Consider the following 21,867-nt stretch of genomic DNA (forward strand, 5'->3'; position numbering starts at 1 on the left):
ATGAAATATTTCATCTTAGCAGGAGAAAAATCAGGAGACCTTCACGGGTCTAATCTTATCCAAGAAATCAAAGAATTGGATAAGAATGCTGTTATTCAAGCCTGGGGAGGTGATTTAATGGAAGATCAGGGTGCTCAACTATTAATACACCATAATCAATTAGCGATTATGGGCATCCTAGGAGTTATTCAAAACATACAACGATTAAAGGGGCTATTCAAGACCTTTGGTGAACAAATAGACACTTTTCAACCAGACGCAATCATCTTTATCGATTATGGTGGATTCAATTTAAAGGCGGCTAAAATAGCTAAGAAAAAGGGGTTTCAAACGCACTTCTACATTGCGCCTAAAGTCTGGGCTTGGAATAAAGGTCGAGTAGATGAACTCAAGAAATGGATAGATCACCTGTATGTAATCTTCCCTTTCGAACTCAAGCTATTTAGTGACGCTGGGATCCCTACTACCTATGTAGGTAACCCACTTCAAGATGCCATCCAGGCTTTTATTCCTAATGAGCAGTTCAGCCTTAAGGGTCAAAAATACATTGCCTTATTAGCAGGAAGCAGAAAACAGGAAATCAAAACAGCCTTACCCCTATTTGAGCAATTAGCTAGTGCTAATCCTGATTTATCATTTGTGATTGCTGGAATATCTGATTGGAAAGAGTTATACCAAACGAACATCCCAGTTCTATTTGATCAAACCTATGATGTAGTACAACAAGCCGAAATGGCTATTGTTACCTCAGGAACAGCAACCTTAGAAACAGCACTTTTAAATACACCACAGATTGTGGTATATAAGACGGATTGGGTATTTTACTCTTTGGCAAAAATAGTTATCCAAATTAAATACATCTCCCTCGTCAACATCATTCTAGACAAACTAGCTGTACCCGAATTAATTCAAGCCAAATTCTCCGTAGACCACATGACAGCCTGGATGCGAGAATTATTAACGAAGGGAAACGCCTATCAACAACAAAAGGAAGATTATAAAAACCTACAGGAATTAGTAGGTAACGCAGGTGCCTCGAAAAAAACAGCCGAATTAATCTATTCAGCTGCTTCAGCTAAATAATTCTTAATCCACGATTTTTGAACACCCGGTATCGATTGGTAATAACGCGCGATATCCAATTTATCTTTTTGGAAATCTCCTGTCGTATAATAAGGCTCACGAATTTTTATTTCCTTATTCACAAAGTCGAAACCAATCATGATTAAAGGGACTTTAGCACCATCAGCGATATAATAAAAACCTGTTTTTAATTCTTGGACATCTTTACGCGTACCTTCCGGTGCTAACACCGCATAAAAGGATTCCTTCGAATTATAAATATCCACGATGGAATCAACTAGATTAGATTTTGTACCCCGATTCACCGGATACCCACCTAACCAAGAAAATATCCCTCCAAAAGGCCCATCAAACAACTCTCTTTTACCCCAGAATAAAATGGGAATACGAAGTAAGGAACGAGCTCCTAAACCTACAATGAAATCTTTCCATGTAGCATGTGGACAGACAATGACTAGCGCTTTCTTTAAATCACGCGGCACCTCGCCTACTAATTTCCAGCCGGCTAATTTAAATAACACATCGAAAACAGGACTACTAACTAACATAAGTATTTAAGATTTCTTGGATTTGTATAAAGGAACGAGTAGGATCAATTAAAAATGACTGAATACCCATTGATTTAGCGGAATTAATATTAGCCACATTATCATCAAAAAACAATACCTCTTCTGGAGAAAATCTTTGTTCGTCCAAAACCTGTTGATAAATAGCTAAATCAGGTTTCACTAGCCCCATTTCAAATGAATAATACACATGATTAAAAAGACTGAAAAGATTTTGTCCTTCAGGGCCTAAGGATACTTTAGTAAATCGCTCTGCATGTATAGAACTGGTATTGCTTAAAAGAACTAAATGAAATTGAGATTTAAGAGAAGCTATCCACTCGTACACTCCCGTATGGAAGTCTAATAATAAAGCAGAAAAGGCGTTATCAAAGTCCGCATCAGAAATCGTTAAATCAAGTTGTTCACGCAGAAAACCCCGAAATTCTGCATCAGTTTGCTTCCCAGCTTCATAGGAAACCCATAACTGATGTTCCAGTATGGCAGATGCTATTTCTGACGAACTTAAGGAAGAAAAAGCTGAAAATGCCTCATAAGTCAAGGACAAATCGATAGGCAATAAAACATTACCTAAATCAAAAATGATCGCTTTAGGAGCAGCCATCTTATTCAATCACTTCTCCCATCGCTCCAAACTTATCTATACGCTGTGAAATACGCGTAGCAGGGTCAATCGCAGATAAAATAGCTAATTCCCTTTTAAGAACTTCTTTCAAGGTCGCAGCAGCCTCTTCCGGATGAAGATGTGCCCCACCTAAAGGCTCAGGAATGATACCATCAATTAATTTGTTCGCTAACATATCGTTAGCCGTTAATTTCAAGGCTTCAGCCGCTTGTTCTTTGTAATTCCAGCTTCTCCATAAAATAGAGGAACAAGACTCAGGAGAAATAACGGAATACCAGGTATTTTCCATCATTAAGACGCGATCACCCACAGCGATACCTAAAGCACCACCAGAAGCTCCTTCGCCAATAATTACGCAAATAACAGGTACTTTAAGCATGAACATATCCCGAATATTACGTGCGATTGCCTCTCCTTGACCTCTTTCCTCCGCTTCTAAACCAGGAAATGCTCCTGGAGTATCAATTAGGCATACAATAGGCTTGTTAAACTTCTCCGCCATTTTCATTAAACGAAGCGCTTTTCTATATCCTTCAGGATTAGGCATTCCAAAATTACGGAACTGACGTTCTTTCGTATTACGCCCCTTTTGTTGTCCAATAAACATCACAGACATCTCCCCATCAATTGTTCCAAAACCACCTACCATGGCTTTATCATCTCCCACATTACGATCACCGTGAATTTCAATAAATTCTTCACACAGATGCTCTATGTAATCAAACGTATAAGGACGATCTGGATGACGGGAAAGTTGAACTCGCTGCCAGCGAGTCAAATTCGAAAATGTTTCCTTTTTCAATTCTAAAATCTTATCAGTCAAAGATGCCACAGCAGCTGTCACATCGACATTATTTTCTAAAGCAAGCTTGCGCATCTCAATCAGTTTATCTTCAAGCTCCGCAATCGGCTTTTCAAATTCCAATAATGTTTTCATAAGGCGTAAATTTTAATACAAAAATAAAATTAAAGCTCGAAAGCGTCCTCCTTTTGAGGCAAAATAACGTCATTAAATCCTAATCCATTTAAAATAGAGGAGAATTCAAGCATACTTTCTTCTTCCCCATGTGAAAGAAATATCTTTTTTAACTTAGTGGGCTTCTGTTGTTTCACAAAATCTAATAAACCTGTTTGATCCGCATGACCAGAGAAGACATCAATTTTACGAATTTGTGCATTCACTTTATACTCACGATCCTTTACGACTATCATATCCGTTCCAGCCAAAAGCTGACGACCTAAAGTACCTTCAGCTGTATAACCAATCAATAGAATCGTTGCGTATGTATTAGATATATTATCTGCAATATGTTGTTCCACACGGCCACCAGAAATCATACCTGATGACGAGATAATGATGCAAGGTTCTCGGTAATCACGAATTGCTCTGCTTTCCTTTTCAGTTTGGAGAAAGACCAAATTATCTACATCAAACAACTCATCATTCTCTTTATGGAATTCTCGTGCCTCAGGATTTAAATACGATAAGTATTTTGAATAGATCTTTGTAGAACTACGTCCCATCGGACTATCCGTAAATACGCGAACCGCTGGAAAATTACGCTCTTCAATTAGTTTATTTAATGTATACAAAACTGCTTGGGTTCTACCTACTGAGAAAGCGGGAATAACTAATCGACCAGGACGATCAATACAGGTTTCTTTAATCACTTTCCCTAAAGCATCCATCGGACTGTCCTTATCCTCATGAATTCGATTTCCATAAGTAGTTTCACAAACTAAATAATCCACCTCCGGAAAAGGTTGAGGATCAATATGTAAAGGGTAGTTAGCACGACCGATATCCCCACTAAAACCAATGGTTTTAGTCTCCCCTTTTTCAGTAACTGAAATCAAAACATGCGCAGCCCCAAGTAAGTGACCAGCAGGCACAAAAGTAATTTCAAGACCAGGGAAAACAATAAACTTGCGATTAAATTGTAGCGTCACAAAATTTTCCATCGCATTTTCCACATCCTTTTGAAGATATAGATCTCCTTTACGAAGTAAGCGATCCATCTGTTTATGTTTCTTCCGGCTCTCTCCTTGCGCAGCACGCAAACGACGCAAATGAAGACTAGCGGAATCCATTAATAACAATTCGGCTAAATCTGCTGTCGGAGGTGTGCAAAGAATTTGACCTTCATACCCTTCCCGATATAGCATCGGAATATTACCAGAGTGGTCAATGTGTGCATGAGTAAGAATCACTAAGTTAATTAGTGAGGCATCGAAAGGGAAAAAAGATTTTTGCTCAACCGGCTCATCGAAGTCGATCTTACGCTCCATGTCCGTTCCACAATCGATTAATATCTGATAGCCATCTTCCAATTGCAACAAGAACATACTTCCTGTGACTTGTCTGGCGGCTCCTAAAAAGGATAATTGCATAGAATAAAGAAAATAGGGGCTACAAGAGCCCCCTTTACCTTACAAAAATAAGAGTATTTTCTTAAAAATTACTTGACAGTGGAGAATTCCGTTTGAATTTTGTCTAATTCTTCTTTCGTATTTAAACGATCAGAAATCAATGTTCGATATTTAAAGGATACAGATTCACCCTTTTTCAAGGTTAAGTTACGTTCATCTTTGCCGTTACTAAATACTGTAGCACCTAAAGGATTCACCGCAAATAAGCCATAACCACGTGCATGCCAATAACTTGGATAAGACACATTAGCGGGGTGATCAAATATAGTAACTGAAATAGCATGATTATCCATTTCCCCATGCAAATTCATCCATTTAGCACGCGTGCTCCATACTGCTTCCCCTTTCACTCCCTCTGAGCTCCAATAGTCACCATTCACGCCCGTATTATCCATTACAGGGACTTTTGTCTCCACACCGTGCGCATCGGTGAATACATCTGGCTTATTCGAAGGTATCTCTAATTGACGAGCAACGCGAATGGCAAACATACCATCTTTCACATCTTTGAATAAAACCTGGTCTGCAACAGCCGTTAAAGTAGTAATACGATCTACTGTTCTAGAATCAGTCGTGCCAGAAAAAACGTAGGTTGTCTTTTCTAGCAACACCTTTTGACCCTTTCCATCATTGTCTATCCAATCTGCTGATACCACTAAGGTTCCAGACTTAGCATCTTGTTTTACAATGGAAGAGTGAACAATAGTTCCCATCTTATGATTCTGTAGTGAGGCAATAATATTTGTTGAGTTGTTCCAATAGTCAAACCCGTTCACATCTTCATAATTCAACCACATTCCCACATGGTGCGGATGATCCACGCGTTCACCAGCACGAGGAGCCATTGGATAGCCACGAGTAATGGTTGTACCATGGGCAGAAATTAAAGGAAACAATACCGCTTTCTTTAAAACATCTTGTCCAGGAAAAAAATAGGATGTAAAAAGTTTGCCTCCAATCGAAACATCAACTGATGTTTTGCCATTTTTAAAGGTAACCGGCAGATTTTGAGCAAGGGTTGCAAAACTGCAAAGACCTAAAAACAAAGTGAATAACTTTTTCATAGTGCTTATTAAATAAAATTCCGAAGGCCATAAGACCTTCGGAATCTAAATTAAGAAATCAAATTAATCTTAGTATCCTGCATTTTGAGGGAAACCACCATTTTCAGATAGATCCACTTGCTTTTGAGGAATAGGACGAACGTAGTGTCTGTCAGAAACCCCTACGGCTCCATCTGTGTTATAAAGTTTAACTCGCTCCACTAAGTTGTTCCAACGCTTTAAGTCCATCCAACGAGTTTGCTCACCAGCCAATTCACGAGCACGTTCTTCCATGATTAAATTCATGTCAACGGCTGTTACTTTCATCGCATCTGCTTTACCTGCAGCTGCAGCACGAACACGAACCATATTGATGGCTGCTACAGCTTCCACTTGCTTGCCTAATTTGAATTGAGCTTCAGCTAACATCAAATAGGTATCAGCTAAACGATGTACGAAATAATCTCGTGAACCATTCTCATACGTCATATCTGGACGAAGTGGATCGAAGAATTTCTTCAAAGTAGGGAACAATGCGTAATTGTATAAGCTAGGAACTAATACTTGGTATTTCTTCGCTGCACGTTCTGCTAAAGTCATTTCATACCCTGGGATGAAAATAGTCGTATCACCCGCTTTATAGGTTACTGAAGCTTTCGATCCATCAAACGTTGTATTATAAGTACCCGGCTTGTTTGATAACCAAGTATCCTTAAACGTTTTATTGTAACGTGTATCATTAACACGATCAGCAAAAACAGTGTTCAATAAGTAAGAAGTCGGCTTTAAACGCTTGAATGGACGACCATTCACTACGTCACGCTGCATTCCGGGTTGAACATCATATTGCATACCAAAGTATAAGTGAAGCTTATTTCCTTGATTGTCAACAAAACCATTGGTTAATGGATCAGACGTATACTGTACGGAGAAAATTACTTCATCATTCACTTGATTAGCTTGATCAAATACAGACGCGAAATCAGGTAATAATTTAAAACCATAATTAGCAATAACTGAATTACACAAAGTAGCTGCATTTGCATAATCTGTCGATTCAGCAAACTTCGAAGAAGCACGTGTTAAATAAACTTTAGCTAATAGATTCTCAGCTGCTGGTTTAGTCGCACGACCAAAATCTCCTGCTGCTTTAACAGCCGGTAATGCTGGAATCGCCGCTAACAAATCAGCTTCAATTTGCTTGTAAACTGATTGCTCAGATGCACGAACAGCTGTTTTAGTAGGACCAGTCGTTTCCTTTAAACGTAAATCTAATGGACCAAACTGCTGAACTAAAATAAAGTAGTAATGCGCACGCAAGTACTTCATTTCTGCCACACGTGTTGCTTTAACCGCATCTGTGATACCTGTTACTGCCGGAGCACGATCAATTACTGCATTAATCGTGTTGATACCTTTGTAAGTTTCATCCCACAATTGAGCTAAGATATCCACAGATGATGTTAATTGTGAATCATAAAAGTGAAAACCTTTGTACGAACCATCCGCTCCAGCACTGTAAATATCAGTACCATATTCTGACATCGTTAATCCACGCTCAGTGGCATAGAATGATCGAAGCGGTGTGTAAGCAGCATTGGTAGCAGCTACGAATCCTGGAGTCGTAGCAATGTAATCGTTACTGATGGAAGAAACCACTGTCTCTTTCAGTAGATCACTACATGAGGCAGTACCCAACATAATCGCTGAAGCAATACCTAATGATTTTAATGAATTTTTGATATATAAACTTTTCATTATTTCAGGGATTAAAATTTAATATTTAAACCGAACGTAGAAACTGAAGTAGCCGGAGTTACGTTGTTATCTACGTTACCGTTAGATGTTTCTGGATCCACACCATTTTCTTTCGAACGATAGTTAGAGAAGATAAATGGTTGTTGAATACTAGCATATACACGTAAAGAAGACAAGCCTAATTTAGCAGCTGTCTTAGCTGGGAATGTATAACCAACGTTGATGTTACGTACTTTGATGAATGAACCATCGAAATACATAATCGCTGTATTGTATGCCGGGAACTCTTGGTTAAAGTTAGGACGAGGATACTTAGCACTTGGATTGTTAGGAGTCCAGTAATCCACCTTGATTTGGTTGTAACGACCTTGTAGGTAGTTAGAGTTTTGGTGGAACTTAGAAACGATCATTTGCCCTTGACGTGTAAAGATGAAGAATGACAAATCGAATCCTTTATAAGAGAAACGGTTTGTGATACCACCTGTCCAAGACGGAACATCTGAACCTAATAGGACACGGTCATCTGCGGTAATTTTACCATCATTGTTTGTGTCTTGAACTTTAATCTGACCTACTGTAAAGCCCATAGCTGTTGCCTTATCTTTTTCAGCTGTTTGCCAGATACCAGCATATTGGTAATCATAGTACGAGTTCAATGGCTTACCAATAAACCAACGGTTACCTACGTCATCTTTAGCTCCATTGTAAAGAGAAACGATTTCTTCTGTATTCTTGTAGAATGTGAAATCTGTATTCCATTTGAAACCATTCGCCGCATCAATATTAACAGTTGATAACGAAAGCTCGATACCGCGGTTCATCGTCTCCCCTACGTTACGAGTAACGGCAGCGAAACCTGTTGAAGTAGGCAATTGATCTGATAATAATAGATCCGTTGTATTTGTTTGGTAATATTCTAAGCTACCTGCAACACGCCCTCTTAGTACAGAGAAGTCGGCACCAATATTTTGAGAGGTAGAAGTTTCCCACTTCAAATCCGCATTACCGATTGTGTTAGGACGGTAACCATAAGCAGCTGTATTATTCCATGCATAGGATGTACGACCTTCTAAACCAACAGTTTGGTAAGGAGAAAGACCTTGGTTACCTACTTGCGCATAAGAAGCACGAACCTTTAATTCATCTAACCAAGTTAAATCTTTCATGAAGTTCTCTTGGTGTAAATTCCATCCTAGAGCTACACCAGGGAAGTTACCCCACTTAGAGTTTTCACCGAAACGAGATGAACCGTCACGACGAGCTGTCAAAGTCAATAAGTATTTTCCTTTGTAATCATAATTAACACGCGCCATATAAGAAGCAATCGTCCATTGGATTAAGTTAGATCCTACTCCTTGAATAGAGGAAGCATTACCTAAATTAAAATACGATTGAGATTCTACAGGAACACCCATTACACTCTGTGTATATTGCTCATAATTATCACGTTGCATTGATTGTAATAAAGTAACACCAATGTTATGATCTTTATATTGCTTATTATATGTCAATACATTTTCTAATGTATAGTTAAAGCCGAAACGGTTATCTGTCGTAGCCGTAGGATTTCCACCTTTGATATCATTCGTTAACGCACCATTGAAACGACCATTACGAGTAATTGTAAAGTCAGGACCAAAGTTTACACGGTATTTCAAACCTTTCGCTAATTGCAACTCCGCGTAAATACTATTGAAAACACGGTATTTCTTCGTGTTATCTACTTTTGCACCTGGTACGATTTCATTTAACGGATTCGTTAATAACGCATCATCGGTTTGTTGGAAAATCAAGTTACCGCTATCATCATACGCTTTCGCTAATGGATTTTGAGATAACAAGAAACCGTAAGGATTTAAGTTTGCTCCATTTGTTTCAGCATACATCACATAAGAAGACGCACCTACTTTTAAGGACTTATTTACTTGGTGATCTACACTAGCACGGAAAGAGTAACGAGTGAAATCTAAACCTTCGATAATCCCTTTATCTTGGAAATAACCTCCATTGATAGAGAATTGAGTTTTCTCGTTTCCTCCTTGAACACCTAAAGCGTGGTTCATTTGGATTCCTCTCTTTACCATTAAATCTTGGTAATCAGTCGTACGACCTTTAGCGATACCATCTAATTCAACCGCAATAAACAACTTGGAATCTGCATAAGCATCAATAACTCCTGTAGGAACTAAGTTTCCATTTGCATCTTTATAAGTACCGATTGTACGACGAGATTCACGCTTCATCTCAGCATATTCTGCACCAGTAAATAAATTGATCTTATCTAACGTTTGAGTAGAACCTACATAGGTATCATAGGAGATAACCGTTTTACCATCTTTAGAACCACGCTTTGTCGTAATTAAAACTACCCCATTAGCACCACGAGCACCGTAAATCGCTGTCGCCGATGCATCTTTTAAGATTTCCATTGAAGCCACATCATTCGGGTTCATATCTTCATAACCACCTGAAAGAGGAATACCATCTACGACATATAGCGGATCATTACCAGCATTAAATGAACGACGACCACGAATTAATACCTTAGGTACTGTTCCTGGCTTCGAACCTGATTGCGCTACGTCAACCCCAGCTACACGACCTTGCATCGCTTGACCTAAGTTAGTGATCGGCATTTCAGTAATTTGTTTTGAAGTAACAGAAGAAATCGCACCTGTCATTTGGCTTTTCTTTTGTGTACCATACCCAACAACCACAACTTCTTGTAATGATTTAGTATCAGCACTCAAAGCCACATTGATTTGTGTCTTAGAACCTACTGAAACTTCTTGTGAATTTGTTCCAACAGCTGAAAACACTAAAACCGCTGAATTACCAACAGTAATTTTATAATTTCCATCCATATCTGTCGAAGTTCCTTTAGAAGTACCTTTTACAGAAACACTAGCTCCAGGAATACCAGAACCATCGTCAGATGACGTTACTTTACCTGAGACCGTCCGATCTTGGGCAAAAATTTGAATACTCAACAACAGCATTATACCGCTAAGGAGCACCTTGGAAAGTAATTTTTTTCTCATAGGTTAATTGAAATTAAGTTGTTTGCAAAGTCATTTGGATCCTTTCCCACAAGGCTTTGCATTCTTGTTGGGATAGTCTTAAGGGTTTAATTGGGTACTTATTTACTATTTTTAATCTCTTTAGCCAGCTCATTCTTTTCGATAACATTTCAATCTTATTAAGATTATATACGCTGAAAAGAACAATACCTATAAGATTTACTCAAATATATCTTACAATTATTCAATATTAACAAGCAAATGCACGCATGGACATTTGCTCTTTCATTACTCGCAGAGCTCCGAAAATTAAATTGTAAACCGATTGAGTATTAATATTCATCTTTTCTGAAATCTGATCCGTATCCATATTTTCGAAATATTTTAACGAAATAGCCTCTCTTTGACGCTTAGATAACCTATTCAAGCTCTGATACATCAATGTATACGACATACGCTCCTCTTCTACCATAACTAACTGTCTTTCGGGAGAAGGAGTATCTTCCATGAACTGGTATTTATACGCCTCATGGTGATTAAGATTTTTTAATTGAGATTCTAATTGACGCACAATTTTACGCTTTATGGAGGCCATCAAATAAAATTTAACGCTCGTCGTAGGACCTAAACTGGCATGGTTTTTCCAAATTTCCACGAATAAATCGTGCAAGCAATCTTTTATAAGATCCTTATCGCTTGTAATTCCCATGCAATACGTATATAATGGTTGCACAAAATGAGAATACAATAGGGCAAATGCCTGCTGATCACCTCCTCTAAACTGATCCCAAACTTCTACTTCATTAATGGACTTCTTCATAAATCAATCTAAAATTGCACAATAGATATATCTATTATCATTTGACAAATACTACTCAGGGAATATAAACGATAATTGTATAAAAAATCAAAGAAAATATTTAATTTTTTTCCGTAAACGTTTACGGAAACGTTTACAATCGAAAAAAGTTCAAAAGACAGCAAACAAATCAGAGATTTTAATCGTTTCTTTGAATTTCTGATTAAAATCAGGAATTGTATTTAATCAATAAACACCTCTATGAATAAAAAATTAAACACCTTAGATGCCTCGATGTTAGTAATGGGATCGATGATCGGTTCGGGTATCTTCTTAGTTAGTTCTGAAGTGGCGAGATCGGTTGGCTCCCCTATTTATTGGTTTGGAACGTGGCTATTAACTGCTTTTTTAACGATTACTGGCGCTTATGCCTACGGTAAATTAAGTTCTGTATTCCCTAAGACAGGTGGTCAATATATCTATTTAAAGGAGTCTTATAATTCCTTAATTGGCTTCCTTTTCGGTTGGACAACCTTCTTAGTGATTCAAACAGGTACTATCGCTGCTGTGGCTGTTGCCTTCGCTCGCTATGCTGGCTTTATTTTCCCAGGTATTCTGAACGATACGCCCATTTTAGGTGATTATATTACGACACAGCAAATTTTAGCGGCAACGCTCATCGCGCTTTTAACCTATATTAATAGCCGTGGCGTACAGTTTGCGTCATTAGTTCAAAATATCTTTACGATTACCAAAATCGGAGCCATTATAATCCTAATCATTATAGGTTTATATGTGGGCGTACAAAATGATTGGATTCACTTTGAAGGATTCTTTGCTGAACCATTCACCATTGATGCTACGACTACTACATCACACTCCATCGGAGGATGGGAATTAGCTTCACTGTTCGGAGTAGCCATGATCGGACCTTTGTTCTCTTCATCCGCTTGGAATAATGTCACTTTTGCGAGTGCTGATTTTGAGGATCCTAAGAAGACGATTGCCAAAGGCTTAGTCTATGGTTCTGCGCTCGTTTGCCTCTTGTATTTGCTGACTAATATGGCTTACCTAAGCATTCTACCTTTACAAGGAGAACTAGATGGTATCAATAGCTATGCGCGCGGTATTATGTTTGCCACACAGGATCGCCTTGGGGCGGCTGCATTAGAAACCGTTTTAGGTGGCATAGGAGCCTTAGTGATGGCCGTATTTATAATGATTTCTACTTTTGGATGTAATAACGGAATCATTTTAGCGGGAGGACGTTTATTCCAAGCGATGGCGAATGACCGTTTATTCTTTAAGAAAGCGGCTGAAACGAATGACAAAGATGTGCCCGTATACTCCTTAGGTATCCAAGGCCTTTGGGCTATTCTTTTGTGTTTCTCAGGATCTTATGGGGCGCTATTAGACTTTACCGTATTTGCGATTTTAATATTCTACTTCTTAACGGTAGCGTCCGTATTCAAAACAAGAATCATGCAAAATGAATTACCCCTATTACAAAAGGTGCTTTTCAGTGGCTATTTACTATTATTAGTAGGAATCGCTGGAAACCTATTATGGGTGAAAACACTCTCCTCTTCCATTGGTTTAGGAATTGTGCTATTAGGTATTCCCTTCTACTTTGTCATGAAGAAAACTCAGAGCAATTGATTTGCTTTCATCCAAGTAATTAAACGATCGAACCACAAGTCCCCACTTGTGGTTTTATTGTTTAGTCCAAAACCGTGACCACCTTTTGCGTAAACATGCAAATCAACGGGAACTTTATTCGCCGTTAATTTCTCTGCATAAAGTAGCGAGTTTTTCAAAGGAACTGCATTATCATCAGCAGCATGTACTAAAAAAGCCTTAGGAGTTTCAGCAGTAACTTGTTCTTCGTTTGAGAAAAGAGCTACATCCGCTTCGCTAGGATTCTTTCCTAAGAGATTTTGGGAAGACCCACCGTGTCCGAAAGAACGAACGGAGATGACTGGATATAATAAGATCGAAAAATCAGGTCTAAGATTAGCACCAGCGAGTACACCCGTATAGTCTTTAGTAAAGTGTGTAGATGCCGTGGCAGCTAAATGCCCTCCTGCAGAGAAACCCATGATGCCTACTTTGGCAGGATCCACATTCCATTTATCCGCATTCGAACGAACTAAGGCAATGGCAGATTGAGCATCTTGCAACGGAGCGTATTTTTTCTCGACTTGCGCAGAATCAGTGGGTAAACGATAATACAACACCAAAGCGGAAACCCCGATCTCATTGAATTTAGCGGCAATATCATATCCTTCGTGTGATGAGGCTAAAATACGGTAACCACCACCCGGACAAATCACTACGCAACTTGTCAATTTACCAGAACCAGTGGCAGGAAAAAATCGATAGGTAGGAACAGTAACATCTGAGATACGCTCAATCCCATCAGCACCTTTAGTCGCTTTTTGTTTATTCGCTACGGGCTTTGAATTAGGGATACCAGCAGGATAGAGAGGAAGAAAATCTTGTGCCATAATCGGTGAGGCAAAAAGAAGAAAGAGGATTAATTTTTTCATTTAGATGAGGTCTTTTCCGTAGTAATTAACAAGACAGCTGATAAAATAAGGCTACTTGCGATTAACAATATACTACTTAAAGACTCACCAAGAATAATATTACCCAAAAACAATGCAATAATCGGATTCACATACGTATAAGTAGAGACCAACGTAGCATCTAGCGCTTTGGACAAATAACCAAATAATCCAAAACCAACCATCGAACCAATGAGTGCTAAATAGATAAAAACATATATAGCTTTCAATGGCAGTTCTGAAATAATGACGGATTGTGCATCACCCCGAAATAACGCTATTCCAAGCAGTATAAGACCACCAGTCGTCATTTGAATCCCGCAAACCTGTGTAAAATGGTAGGTATTGGCTTTCATAAACTGAATGTAAAAGACGCCTAAATTCCACGCAACAACCGCAATTAATAAAAAGCCCATTCCTCGGTAAAAGTCAATTTCCTTTCCTGGAATCGCTAAATTCTTTTGAGAAGCTAACAAGATGATTCCCACAAAACCAATTAAGGTTCCTAACAGCTTACGATTAGTAGGCTTTCGACCTGAAATCCAAAAGAAAATAATCAATAAAAGTGGCCCTACTGCCATAAAAACTGACGATAAGCCAGAGGGTATGGTTTGTCCGGCTAAGGCCATAAAACCATTGCCTAAGGTAATTAATAGAACACCAGCTAACAGATGAACTCTCCAATGCTGAAGAGACAATTTTTGCCAATGGCCTCCTACAATTGACCACGCTAAAAAGAGTAAACCAGCGACTAAATTTCTCGAAAAGGAGATGACTAAAGGTGGAAGAAATTCTAACAGGATCCGAACACTCAGAAAGGTGCTACCCCAAATTAGGTATAGGCCTCCAAGCGCTAACATCGTCACCAGCGAAATGGATTCCTTTTTATTCATATTAATCTAATAAATCAGGTCTTCTAGTCTGCGTACGCAAAACAGCTTGCTCGTGACGCCACTCTTCAATCTTCTTTTCATGACCTGACAATAATACCTCAGGCACATCCATCCCATCAAAACTAGCAGGACGCGTATACACAGGAGGTGCAAGTAAGCCATCCTGGAATGAATCAGTTAAGGCGGAACTCTCGTCCCCTATGGCTCCTGGAATCAACCGAATAATAGCATCAGCCGTAACGGCTGCCGCTAATTCTCCACCAGAAAGAACATAATCACCAATCGAAATCTCTTTCGTCACATACTTCTCTCGTATACGCTCATCGATTCCTTTGTAGTGACCACAGATAAATAACAAATTTTCGCCTAGGCTTAATTGATTCACTAAACCTTGTTTTAAGACGATACCATCCGGACTAAAATAGATGATCTCATCATATGCACGCTCCGACTTTAAAAATTCTATGCATTTAGACAAAGGCTCCACGGCCATCACCATACCTGCACCACCGCCAAACGGATAATCATCCACTTGTTTGTGCTTCTTCTCAGAAAAGTCGTGTAAATCATGAAATACCACCTCAACAAGCCCAGCCTTAGCGGCACGCGCACAGATAGAATGCTCAAAAAAGCTATTCATTAAAGCTGGAACTACTGAAATGATATCAATCCGCATCTTCTTGTGTATAAACTTCTAATAGTCCATCAGGCAATATACTGTGAACGATTTGGTTCTTTTTATCCACTTTAGGGATAATGGCATCGATTAAAGGGATAAGGACTTCGTGGCTTTGGTAAATCATCACCACCACATCTTGCGCACCGGTACTGTAAATCTCCTTCACAGTGCCTAATTCACCTAAGTTTTTATCGACTACTTGATAACCAATTACCTCATGGTAATAATATTGATCCTCTTTTAATTTAGGCAAAGCAGAAAGAGGTAAAAATACCTTTAAGCCTACTAAATCCTTCGTAGCATCTAGAGAGTTAATCCCCTCCAAAGTAATCAAATTCAAATTATCTCGAATCTGGATATCCTCCACAAAGTAGGGAACCATTTCATTGCCTTGCTGTAAAAAGATCGCATCTAGATCCTCATACTCATACGGATCATCTACATCTAAATAAAGGTGAAATGCTCCTTTTAAACCATGCGGTTTAGAAAGGGTTCCTAATTCGAAATATTCAGTTTTTGCCATAGGTACAAAAAAAAATCATACAAACTTGAGAACAAATTTGTATGATTCTACATGAAATCAAAAATTATTCAGCTGCTGGAGCCTCTTCTGCTGCTTCTTCAGCTGCTGGAGCTTCCTCCACTGCTTCTACTGCAGGAGCTTCTTCTGCTACTACTTCTTCAGCTGCTGGCGCTTCCTCAACTGCAGCAGGAGCCTCAGCTACTACTTCGTCCACTTCTACACCTGTAGCTTCTTCTTCCGCTTCGTTGATAGCTTCTACTACGCTAGCCACTAAAGCTTCTTCAGCTACTTTGTTTTTTGCAGCAATATTTTCAGCACGAGCGCTAGATACTTTAGCTTCAGCTTCTAAACGAGCCGCTTTAGACTTCGCTTTAGACTGTTGTAAAGTAGTTGCTTTCGTTTGAATTGATACTTCTTTCTCTGCTTTCCAAGCCTCGAACTTCGCATCTGCTTGTTCTTGCGTGATAGCACCTTTATTCACACCTACTTGTAAGTGTTTCGCATACATAATTCCTTTGTGTGAAAGGATTGCACGAACTGTGTCAGTTGGTTGAGCACCGTTCAATACCCATTGGATTGCTTGTTTCTCGTTTAAAACGACAGTTGCTGGGTTGGTGTTAGGATTGTATGTTCCGATTTTTTCAACAAAACGTCCGTCACGTGGTGCACGAGCATCCGCAACTACTACATCGAACATTGCTAACTTTTTGCGTCCGCGACGCGCTAATCTGATTTTAACAGCCATTAGATATGGGTTTGTGAGGGATCTCGTCCCCCGGGTTTATAAATAGTCTGCAAAATTAAACTATTTTGCATTCATTTCAAACAAAGAAATAGAGAAAATAAACCGATAAGCCGAATTCTGTCAGTGGTTACCCACCGTCCTATCATTTATCTTCAGTAAACATCACTGTTTACCTGTAGCAATCTACCCACTAGCATCGGACGAGCCACCCTTTTGCCTTTCGGCAGCTAGCCTATTTGATCTTGCAACGCGTGAGGTTTACCTAAGCCTGTTTTGTCACCAAACCAGCGGTGGGCTCTTACCCCACCTTTTCACCCTTACCCGAAGGCGGTAATTTTCTGTGGCACTTGCTGTTGAATCCGAAGATTCCCCTTCCAGTTAGGAAGCACGCCGCTCTATGTTGTTCGGACTTTCCTCTTTAAAAAGCGATAGGATAGTCTATTTTCTCTGATGCAAAGGTAGGATTTTATTTGGCCAAAGACCAATTCCCCTCAAAAGCCCCCTCAAATAACACGGAGCTACTATCGAAATAGATCTTTTGAAAACGAACGCGACCATTTTTTGCTAGAGTAATCGAACTAGGAAGACGATTAAGAATTTGCTTCGATTGAAAACGGAAAGCTGCCGCCTGTGATTGCAATTTCTTTTGAATGCGTCCCTTAAATAAGGAAGCAGGAAAAGATAGACCTTGAAGTCGTGTTTCCTTTAGCTGTATTCCCACGGAATTATCTGGATAAATCACAAAATCAAAATTGATAACTAATTGGGATGATTTACCTTTAAATTGAGCTAGTTGAAAGCCTAAGCCCTCCTTTTGGAACACAAATGCGCCATTTCCCTTCCAGGTAGGATTGCTCTCTTTAATGGCTGCCATTAATTCAGGCCCAGATAATTGAAATTGAAAAGGAAGCATCGGCTTTCCAGCACCAGGTAAATCCTTCACTGGAATTAACAAAGTCGTTGGATTGTTTTGACCCGAAACCACCTTAAATCCACCCATATACCGCAATTGACCTTTGATGCTGCTTTGATCAAAACTCAAATCGCGCAAATCCAAGGCAGAACTAGCGGCAGGTTCTATCCGGTACCCAGAAGGCGAATCCGTAAAAAACGATTGAAAGGCAAAAGGTTTGGTCGCTATTTTCTTGATCGAAGCATTTAATTGCTCTTGCATTTGGGCTAAAATCAGCGCCTTCTTTTGATTCAAGAGTTGATCCACCACACCAGAAACGTTTACCGGGAAACCCATCACTTTCACCGAAGGTTTTTGGATCCACTGGTAGTCATAGGCCACTTCTTTCACCTGCAAGGAGTTAATGCTCGCTAGATTCCATTTCAATTGCACTTTCATCGCTAAATCACCCGAAACAGTACCAGCAGATATTCCTACAAGTTCCGGTTTAGCCACCATCCTAACTGGCAAAGATAAACTTATGTGATCCTTTTGAATGGCTTGCAATTGAATGGGTGCTAATAATCGCACATCTAAAGGAAAATCAATCGTAGAAGAACCAGCTGAATTTTGGTAAAGTACAGAACCTGGCTTCAATTGACTTAAAGCAAATAAACTATCATAAGAAAGGGAAAAATCTATTGTCGTTAATCCAGGCTTGATCGAAGGAAAACGATCTACATAAACTGCCTTTTCAGCAATCTGCGCAGGAACAATGGTCTTAGCACAAGAGGAGATAAAGACTAGAAGAAATAAAAGATATATTCTCATAAAAAAAGAAGCCTCAATCTTAAACGAAAAGACTGAGGCCTAAATATGTATAAATTATAAACTAGGTTAATAAACCACCGTTTACTGAAATTACTTGACCTGTAACGTAAGAAGACATATCAGAACCTAAGAACAAACAAACATCCGCTACTTCTGTTGCCTGACCTCCCCTTTTCATTGGAATAGATTTTGTCCACTCTTCAATAGCTGCCTCATTTAATTCTTCGGTCATCTCCGTTTCAATAAAACCTGGAGCAATCGCATTACAACGAATATTACGTGAACCTAATTCAAGTGCTATTGACTTTGTAAAACCAATAATACCAGCTTTAGAGGCAGCATAATTGGATTGCCCTGCATTTCCTTTAATACCGACAATCGAAGTCATATTAATGATAGAACCAGACTTCGCTTTCATCATAGGCTTCGTTACCGCTTTCGTTAAATTGAAAATAGATTTCAAATTCACCCGAATCACCTCATCCCATTGCTCTTCAGACATACGCATTAACAAACCATCACGCGTAATACCAGCATTATTAATCAATACATCAATGGTTCCAAAATCAGCTAACACATCTTCTACTAACTTCTCTGACTCTGTATACGAGGATGCATCTGAACGATAACCTTTGGCTGTAATACCAAAAGCAGCTAATTCTTGTTCTAATGCTTGACCCTTTTCTACCGAAGACAAATAAGTGAATGCAACGTTAGCGCCTGCTTTGGCAAAAGTTGTCGCAATAGCCCGACCGATACCCCGAGAGGCACCTGTCACTAAAACGACTTTGTTTTGTACTAATGACATATTATTTTTTTTGTTTGGTTAATTCTTTTCTTATTTTTCTGGCCAAAGTCAAGGCATCAGCCCCCTCTTCAAAATCCGCCACAATGTATTCACCCTCAGCTAAGGCACCTTTCAAAATTTCTTCGGCTAAGGCATCTTCTAAATATTTCTGAATGGCACGATTTAACGGCCTTGCTCCATACTGTGGATCATAGCCTTTATCCGCCATAAAGTCTTTCGCTTTCTCTGTTAGTTCCACTTCGAAACCAAGGTTTGCTAAACGTGTTTTCAACTTCGTTAGCATCAAATCAATGATCTGGTGGATGGCAGGACGCTCTAGCGAGTTAAATACGATGATATCATCTAGACGATTAATAAACTCAGGTGCGAAAGCTTTCTTCAACGCATTTTGAATGGTTGTCTTCGCGTATTCATCCAAGTTATCCACTTTAGACTTCGTAGAGAATCCGATACCTGATCCAAAATCCTTCAAATCACGTGCCCCAATATTAGAAGTCATAATGATAATCGTATTTCTGAAATCAACGCGACGACCCAAGCCATCTGTCAAAATACCATCATCTAAAACTTGTAATAACAAGTTAAACACATCTGGGTGGGCCTTTTCTATCTCGTCTAATAAAACGACCGCATATGGCTTACGACGAATCTTTTCAGTCAACTGACCGCCTTCTTCGTAACCCACGTATCCCGGAGGCGCTCCTACTAAGCGAGATACACTGAATTTCTCCATGTACTCACTCATATCGATACGCACTAAAGCATCTTCTTTGTCAAACAAATAGGTCGCCAGAACTTTAGCCATCTCCGTCTTTCCTACTCCCGTTGGGCCTAAGAAAATAAATGAACCAATCGGTTTCTTCGGATCTTTTAAGCCTACACGCGTACGCTGAATGGCTTTTACCAATTTCTTAATCGCATCTGGCTGACCAATTACTTGCTTTGAAAGTTGTTCCTCCATCTGCAATAATTTCTCGCCTTCTTTTGCCGCTACACGATTCACAGGAATACCTGTCATCTGAGCAATTACTTCAGCGACATTCTCTTCTGTCACGGTAAATTTCTGCTTCTTCGAATCCTCTTCCCAAGCCGCTTTCGATTGTTCCAATTGATCGATTAATTTCTTCTCCCGATCACGCAATTGAGCCGCTTCCTCGTACTTCTGAGACTTCACCACTTGGTTCTTCTCTTTCTTCACGATTTCGATTTGGCCTTCTAAAGCAACGATATCCTCTGGTACATTAATATTCGAAATATGAACACGAGCACCTACTTCATCTAATACATCAATCGCTTTATCTGGCAAGAAACGATCTGAAATATAACGATCAGATAATTTAACCGCAGAAATGATGGATTCGTCTGTGTAGATTACATGGTGATGATCCTCGTATTTATCCTTAATATTATGTAAAATTTCGATGGTTTCTTCGACTGTGGTTGCATCTACCATTACCGTTTGGAAACGACGAGCTAAAGCCCCATCTTTCTCAATGTACTGACGGTATTCATCTAAGGTAGTGGCACCAATCACTTGAATATCCCCACGTGCTAAAGCAGGCTTGAACATATTCGAAGCATCTAACGAACCAGATGCTCCCCCAGCACCTACAATCGTGTGCAACTCATCAATAAACAAGATTACGTCTGTCGATTTCTCTAATTCATTCATCACCGCTTTCATACGCTCTTCGAATTGACCACGGTATTTCGTACCAGCCACTAAAGATGCGATATCAAGCGTTACGACACGTTTGCCAAAAAGGACACGGGAAACTTTCTTCTGAACAATCCGCAGGGCTAAGCCTTCCGCTATGGCCGTTTTACCCACACCGGGCTCACCGATTAAAATAGGATTATTTTTCTTGCGGCGCGATAAAATCTGCGCCACACGTTCGATCTCTTTCTCACGACCTACAATCGGATCCAACTTGCCGTTTTCAGCGACTTTCGTCAGATCACGACCGAAATTATCTAAAACAGGTGTTTTACTTTTTTCTCCTGGTTTAGATCCCGTTGCATTACCTGCACCTGTTCCACCGGTCGAACCTGATCCTGCGCTATATAAACGTGAATCATCGTCATTATCATCCGTATCTGAACTTGCTTTCGGATTGGCTCCCTGGCCATTACCTGATTGGAATTCCACCATTTCTTTAATTAAATCGTAGTATACCTGGTATTTCTCCAAAATCTGCGTCGCCACATTATCTTCATCACGTAAAACGGCCATTAATAAATGATCCGTTTCTACGACATTTGTCTTAAAGTATTTAGCCTCTAAATACGTCAAACGCAACACCTTCTCTGCTTGCTTAGTTAAGGGAATATTCAACATATTCTCACGATCAAAAGAAGAACGTGTGGTGGAAGCGGTAGAGTGTTCGATGCTTTGGCGTAAAGAATCCAAAGAAACACCAGAACGCAATAATAAATCAATCCCTGGACCTTGTCCATCTCGAATCATCCCTAACATCAAGTGTTCTGTCCCGATGTAATCGTGACCTAAACGCAATGCCTCTTCCCGCGCTAGCGAAATGACTGCCTTCACTTTATTCGAAAATTTAGCCTCCATATCGTTCTATTAATTTCGTACAACTTACCT

General features: G+C 39.5%; 18 protein-coding genes and 1 other RNA gene. 2 read left to right on the plus strand and 17 right to left on the minus strand.

What is annotated here, in order from left to right; all coding sequences use genetic code 11:
* A complete protein-coding gene (gene lpxB / locus SKC35_RS03965; RefSeq protein ID WP_377978150.1) occupies positions 1-1,083 on the plus strand; it encodes a lipid-A-disaccharide synthase in 1,083 nt (360 codons plus the stop codon).
* On the opposite strand, the gene SKC35_RS03970 is transcribed toward lpxB, so the two are convergent.
* From SKC35_RS03970 to SKC35_RS04005, 8 genes are all read right to left on the minus strand, one after another.
* Positions 1,059-1,631, minus strand: coding sequence for a 1-acyl-sn-glycerol-3-phosphate acyltransferase (locus SKC35_RS03970; RefSeq protein ID WP_377978151.1), 573 nt, complete (start codon positions 1,629-1,631; stop codon positions 1,059-1,061). The genes lpxB and SKC35_RS03970 overlap by 25 nt on opposite strands.
* Positions 1,621-2,253, minus strand: coding sequence for an HAD family hydrolase (locus tag SKC35_RS03975; protein ID WP_377978152.1), 633 nt, complete (start codon positions 2,251-2,253; stop codon positions 1,621-1,623). The genes SKC35_RS03970 and SKC35_RS03975 overlap by 11 nt, the downstream gene beginning before the upstream one ends.
* A 1-nt stretch (position 2,254) precedes the next feature.
* Positions 2,255-3,211, minus strand: coding sequence for an acetyl-CoA carboxylase carboxyltransferase subunit alpha (locus tag SKC35_RS03980; protein ID WP_377978153.1), 957 nt, complete (start codon positions 3,209-3,211; stop codon positions 2,255-2,257).
* A 29-nt stretch (positions 3,212-3,240) separates the two neighbouring features.
* Entirely contained in the window at positions 3,241-4,665 is a 1,425-nt protein-coding gene (locus tag SKC35_RS03985; protein WP_377978154.1) for an MBL fold metallo-hydrolase RNA specificity domain-containing protein, read from the minus strand.
* A 68-nt stretch (positions 4,666-4,733) separates the two neighbouring features.
* The gene (locus SKC35_RS03990) at positions 4,734-5,768 is read right to left on the minus strand and encodes a DUF6807 domain-containing protein (protein ID WP_377978155.1); all 1,035 of its coding nucleotides are present in this window, start codon (positions 5,766-5,768) and stop codon (positions 4,734-4,736) included.
* 69 nt (positions 5,769-5,837) lie between these two features.
* Positions 5,838-7,505, minus strand: a complete 1,668-nt coding sequence (locus tag SKC35_RS03995) for a RagB/SusD family nutrient uptake outer membrane protein (RefSeq protein ID WP_377978156.1) — start codon at positions 7,503-7,505, stop codon at positions 5,838-5,840.
* An 11-nt stretch (positions 7,506-7,516) separates the two neighbouring features.
* Positions 7,517-10,504, minus strand: coding sequence for a SusC/RagA family TonB-linked outer membrane protein (locus SKC35_RS04000; protein ID WP_377978406.1), 2,988 nt, complete (start codon positions 10,502-10,504; stop codon positions 7,517-7,519).
* A 271-nt stretch (positions 10,505-10,775) separates the two neighbouring features.
* Positions 10,776-11,345: an RNA polymerase sigma factor gene (locus SKC35_RS04005; protein ID WP_377978157.1), complete on the minus strand. Its 570-nt coding sequence runs from the start codon at positions 11,343-11,345 to the stop codon at positions 10,776-10,778.
* Between the two features lie 240 nt (positions 11,346-11,585).
* Here SKC35_RS04005 and SKC35_RS04010 point away from each other — a divergent pair, with 240 nt between their 5' ends.
* On the plus strand, positions 11,586-12,983 hold the full coding sequence (locus tag SKC35_RS04010) for an APC family permease (protein ID WP_377978158.1): 1,398 nt from the start codon (positions 11,586-11,588) through the stop codon (positions 12,981-12,983).
* On the opposite strand, the gene SKC35_RS04015 is transcribed toward SKC35_RS04010, so the two are convergent.
* The 9 genes from SKC35_RS04015 to SKC35_RS04055 form a co-directional block, all read right to left on the minus strand.
* Complete coding sequence (locus SKC35_RS04015; RefSeq protein WP_377978159.1) at positions 12,971-13,873, minus strand: alpha/beta hydrolase; 903 nt, start codon at positions 13,871-13,873, stop codon at positions 12,971-12,973. The genes SKC35_RS04010 and SKC35_RS04015 overlap by 13 nt on opposite strands.
* On the minus strand, positions 13,870-14,784 hold the full coding sequence (locus SKC35_RS04020; RefSeq protein ID WP_377978160.1) for an EamA family transporter: 915 nt from the start codon (positions 14,782-14,784) through the stop codon (positions 13,870-13,872). Before SKC35_RS04020 ends, SKC35_RS04015 begins: the two co-directional genes overlap by 4 nt.
* A 1-nt stretch (position 14,785) precedes the next feature.
* Positions 14,786-15,460: a tRNA (guanosine(37)-N1)-methyltransferase TrmD gene (trmD, locus tag SKC35_RS04025; protein ID WP_377978161.1), complete on the minus strand. Its 675-nt coding sequence runs from the start codon at positions 15,458-15,460 to the stop codon at positions 14,786-14,788.
* Entirely contained in the window at positions 15,450-15,986 is a 537-nt protein-coding gene (rimM, locus tag SKC35_RS04030) for a ribosome maturation factor RimM (protein WP_377978162.1), read from the minus strand. The genes trmD and rimM overlap by 11 nt, the downstream gene beginning before the upstream one ends.
* 64 nt (positions 15,987-16,050) lie before the next feature.
* The gene (locus tag SKC35_RS04035) at positions 16,051-16,731 is read right to left on the minus strand and encodes a 30S ribosomal protein S16 (protein WP_377978163.1); all 681 of its coding nucleotides are present in this window, start codon (positions 16,729-16,731) and stop codon (positions 16,051-16,053) included.
* A gap of 90 nt (positions 16,732-16,821) precedes the next feature.
* Positions 16,822-17,176: RNase P RNA component class A (rnpB, locus tag SKC35_RS04040), an RNA gene on the minus strand.
* Positions 17,177-17,197: 21 nt separating this feature from the next.
* Positions 17,198-18,454, minus strand: a complete 1,257-nt coding sequence (locus SKC35_RS04045; RefSeq protein ID WP_377978164.1) for a DUF4403 family protein — start codon at positions 18,452-18,454, stop codon at positions 17,198-17,200.
* 61 nt (positions 18,455-18,515) lie between these two features.
* Complete coding sequence (gene fabG / locus SKC35_RS04050; protein ID WP_377978165.1) at positions 18,516-19,262, minus strand: 3-oxoacyl-[acyl-carrier-protein] reductase; 747 nt, start codon at positions 19,260-19,262, stop codon at positions 18,516-18,518.
* A 1-nt stretch (position 19,263) separates the two neighbouring features.
* Complete coding sequence (locus SKC35_RS04055; RefSeq protein ID WP_377978166.1) at positions 19,264-21,837, minus strand: ATP-dependent Clp protease ATP-binding subunit; 2,574 nt, start codon at positions 21,835-21,837, stop codon at positions 19,264-19,266.
* Between the last annotated feature and the right edge of the window lie 30 nt (positions 21,838-21,867).

Origin of the sequence: Aquirufa originis (genome assembly GCF_042714495.1) — a bacterium.
GTDB classification, from domain to species: Bacteria; Bacteroidota; Bacteroidia; order Cytophagales; family Spirosomataceae; genus Aquirufa; species Aquirufa originis.

Excerpts from the sequence above, each read along its gene's own strand:
- SKC35_RS03990 (WP_377978155.1), bottom strand. The coding sequence starts at position 5,768 with ATGAAAAAGTTATTCACTTTGTTTTTAGGTCTTTGCAGTTTTGCAACC.
- SKC35_RS04005 (WP_377978157.1), bottom strand. The coding sequence starts at position 11,345 with ATGAAGAAGTCCATTAATGAAGTAGAAGTTTGGGATCAGTTTAGAGGA.
- SKC35_RS03980 (WP_377978153.1), bottom strand. The coding sequence starts at position 3,211 with ATGAAAACATTATTGGAATTTGAAAAGCCGATTGCGGAGCTTGAAGAT.
- SKC35_RS04010 (WP_377978158.1), top strand. The coding sequence starts at position 11,586 with ATGAATAAAAAATTAAACACCTTAGATGCCTCGATGTTAGTAATGGGA.
- SKC35_RS04045 (WP_377978164.1), bottom strand. The coding sequence starts at position 18,454 with ATGAGAATATATCTTTTATTTCTTCTAGTCTTTATCTCCTCTTGTGCT.
- lpxB (WP_377978150.1), top strand. The coding sequence starts at position 1 with ATGAAATATTTCATCTTAGCAGGAGAAAAATCAGGAGACCTTCACGGG.
- fabG (WP_377978165.1), bottom strand. The coding sequence starts at position 19,262 with ATGTCATTAGTACAAAACAAAGTCGTTTTAGTGACAGGTGCCTCTCGG.
- SKC35_RS04000 (WP_377978406.1), bottom strand. The coding sequence starts at position 10,504 with ATGCTGTTGTTGAGTATTCAAATTTTTGCCCAAGATCGGACGGTCTCA.
- trmD (WP_377978161.1), bottom strand. The coding sequence starts at position 15,460 with ATGCGGATTGATATCATTTCAGTAGTTCCAGCTTTAATGAATAGCTTT.
- SKC35_RS04020 (WP_377978160.1), bottom strand. The coding sequence starts at position 14,784 with ATGAATAAAAAGGAATCCATTTCGCTGGTGACGATGTTAGCGCTTGGA.
- SKC35_RS04015 (WP_377978159.1), bottom strand. The coding sequence starts at position 13,873 with ATGAAAAAATTAATCCTCTTTCTTCTTTTTGCCTCACCGATTATGGCA.
- SKC35_RS03970 (WP_377978151.1), bottom strand. The coding sequence starts at position 1,631 with ATGTTAGTTAGTAGTCCTGTTTTCGATGTGTTATTTAAATTAGCCGGC.
- SKC35_RS03975 (WP_377978152.1), bottom strand. The coding sequence starts at position 2,253 with ATGGCTGCTCCTAAAGCGATCATTTTTGATTTAGGTAATGTTTTATTG.
- SKC35_RS04055 (WP_377978166.1), bottom strand. The coding sequence starts at position 21,837 with ATGGAGGCTAAATTTTCGAATAAAGTGAAGGCAGTCATTTCGCTAGCG.
- SKC35_RS03985 (WP_377978154.1), bottom strand. The coding sequence starts at position 4,665 with ATGCAATTATCCTTTTTAGGAGCCGCCAGACAAGTCACAGGAAGTATG.
- SKC35_RS04035 (WP_377978163.1), bottom strand. The coding sequence starts at position 16,731 with ATGGCTGTTAAAATCAGATTAGCGCGTCGCGGACGCAAAAAGTTAGCA.
- rimM (WP_377978162.1), bottom strand. The coding sequence starts at position 15,986 with ATGGCAAAAACTGAATATTTCGAATTAGGAACCCTTTCTAAACCGCAT.
- SKC35_RS03995 (WP_377978156.1), bottom strand. The coding sequence starts at position 7,505 with ATGAAAAGTTTATATATCAAAAATTCATTAAAATCATTAGGTATTGCT.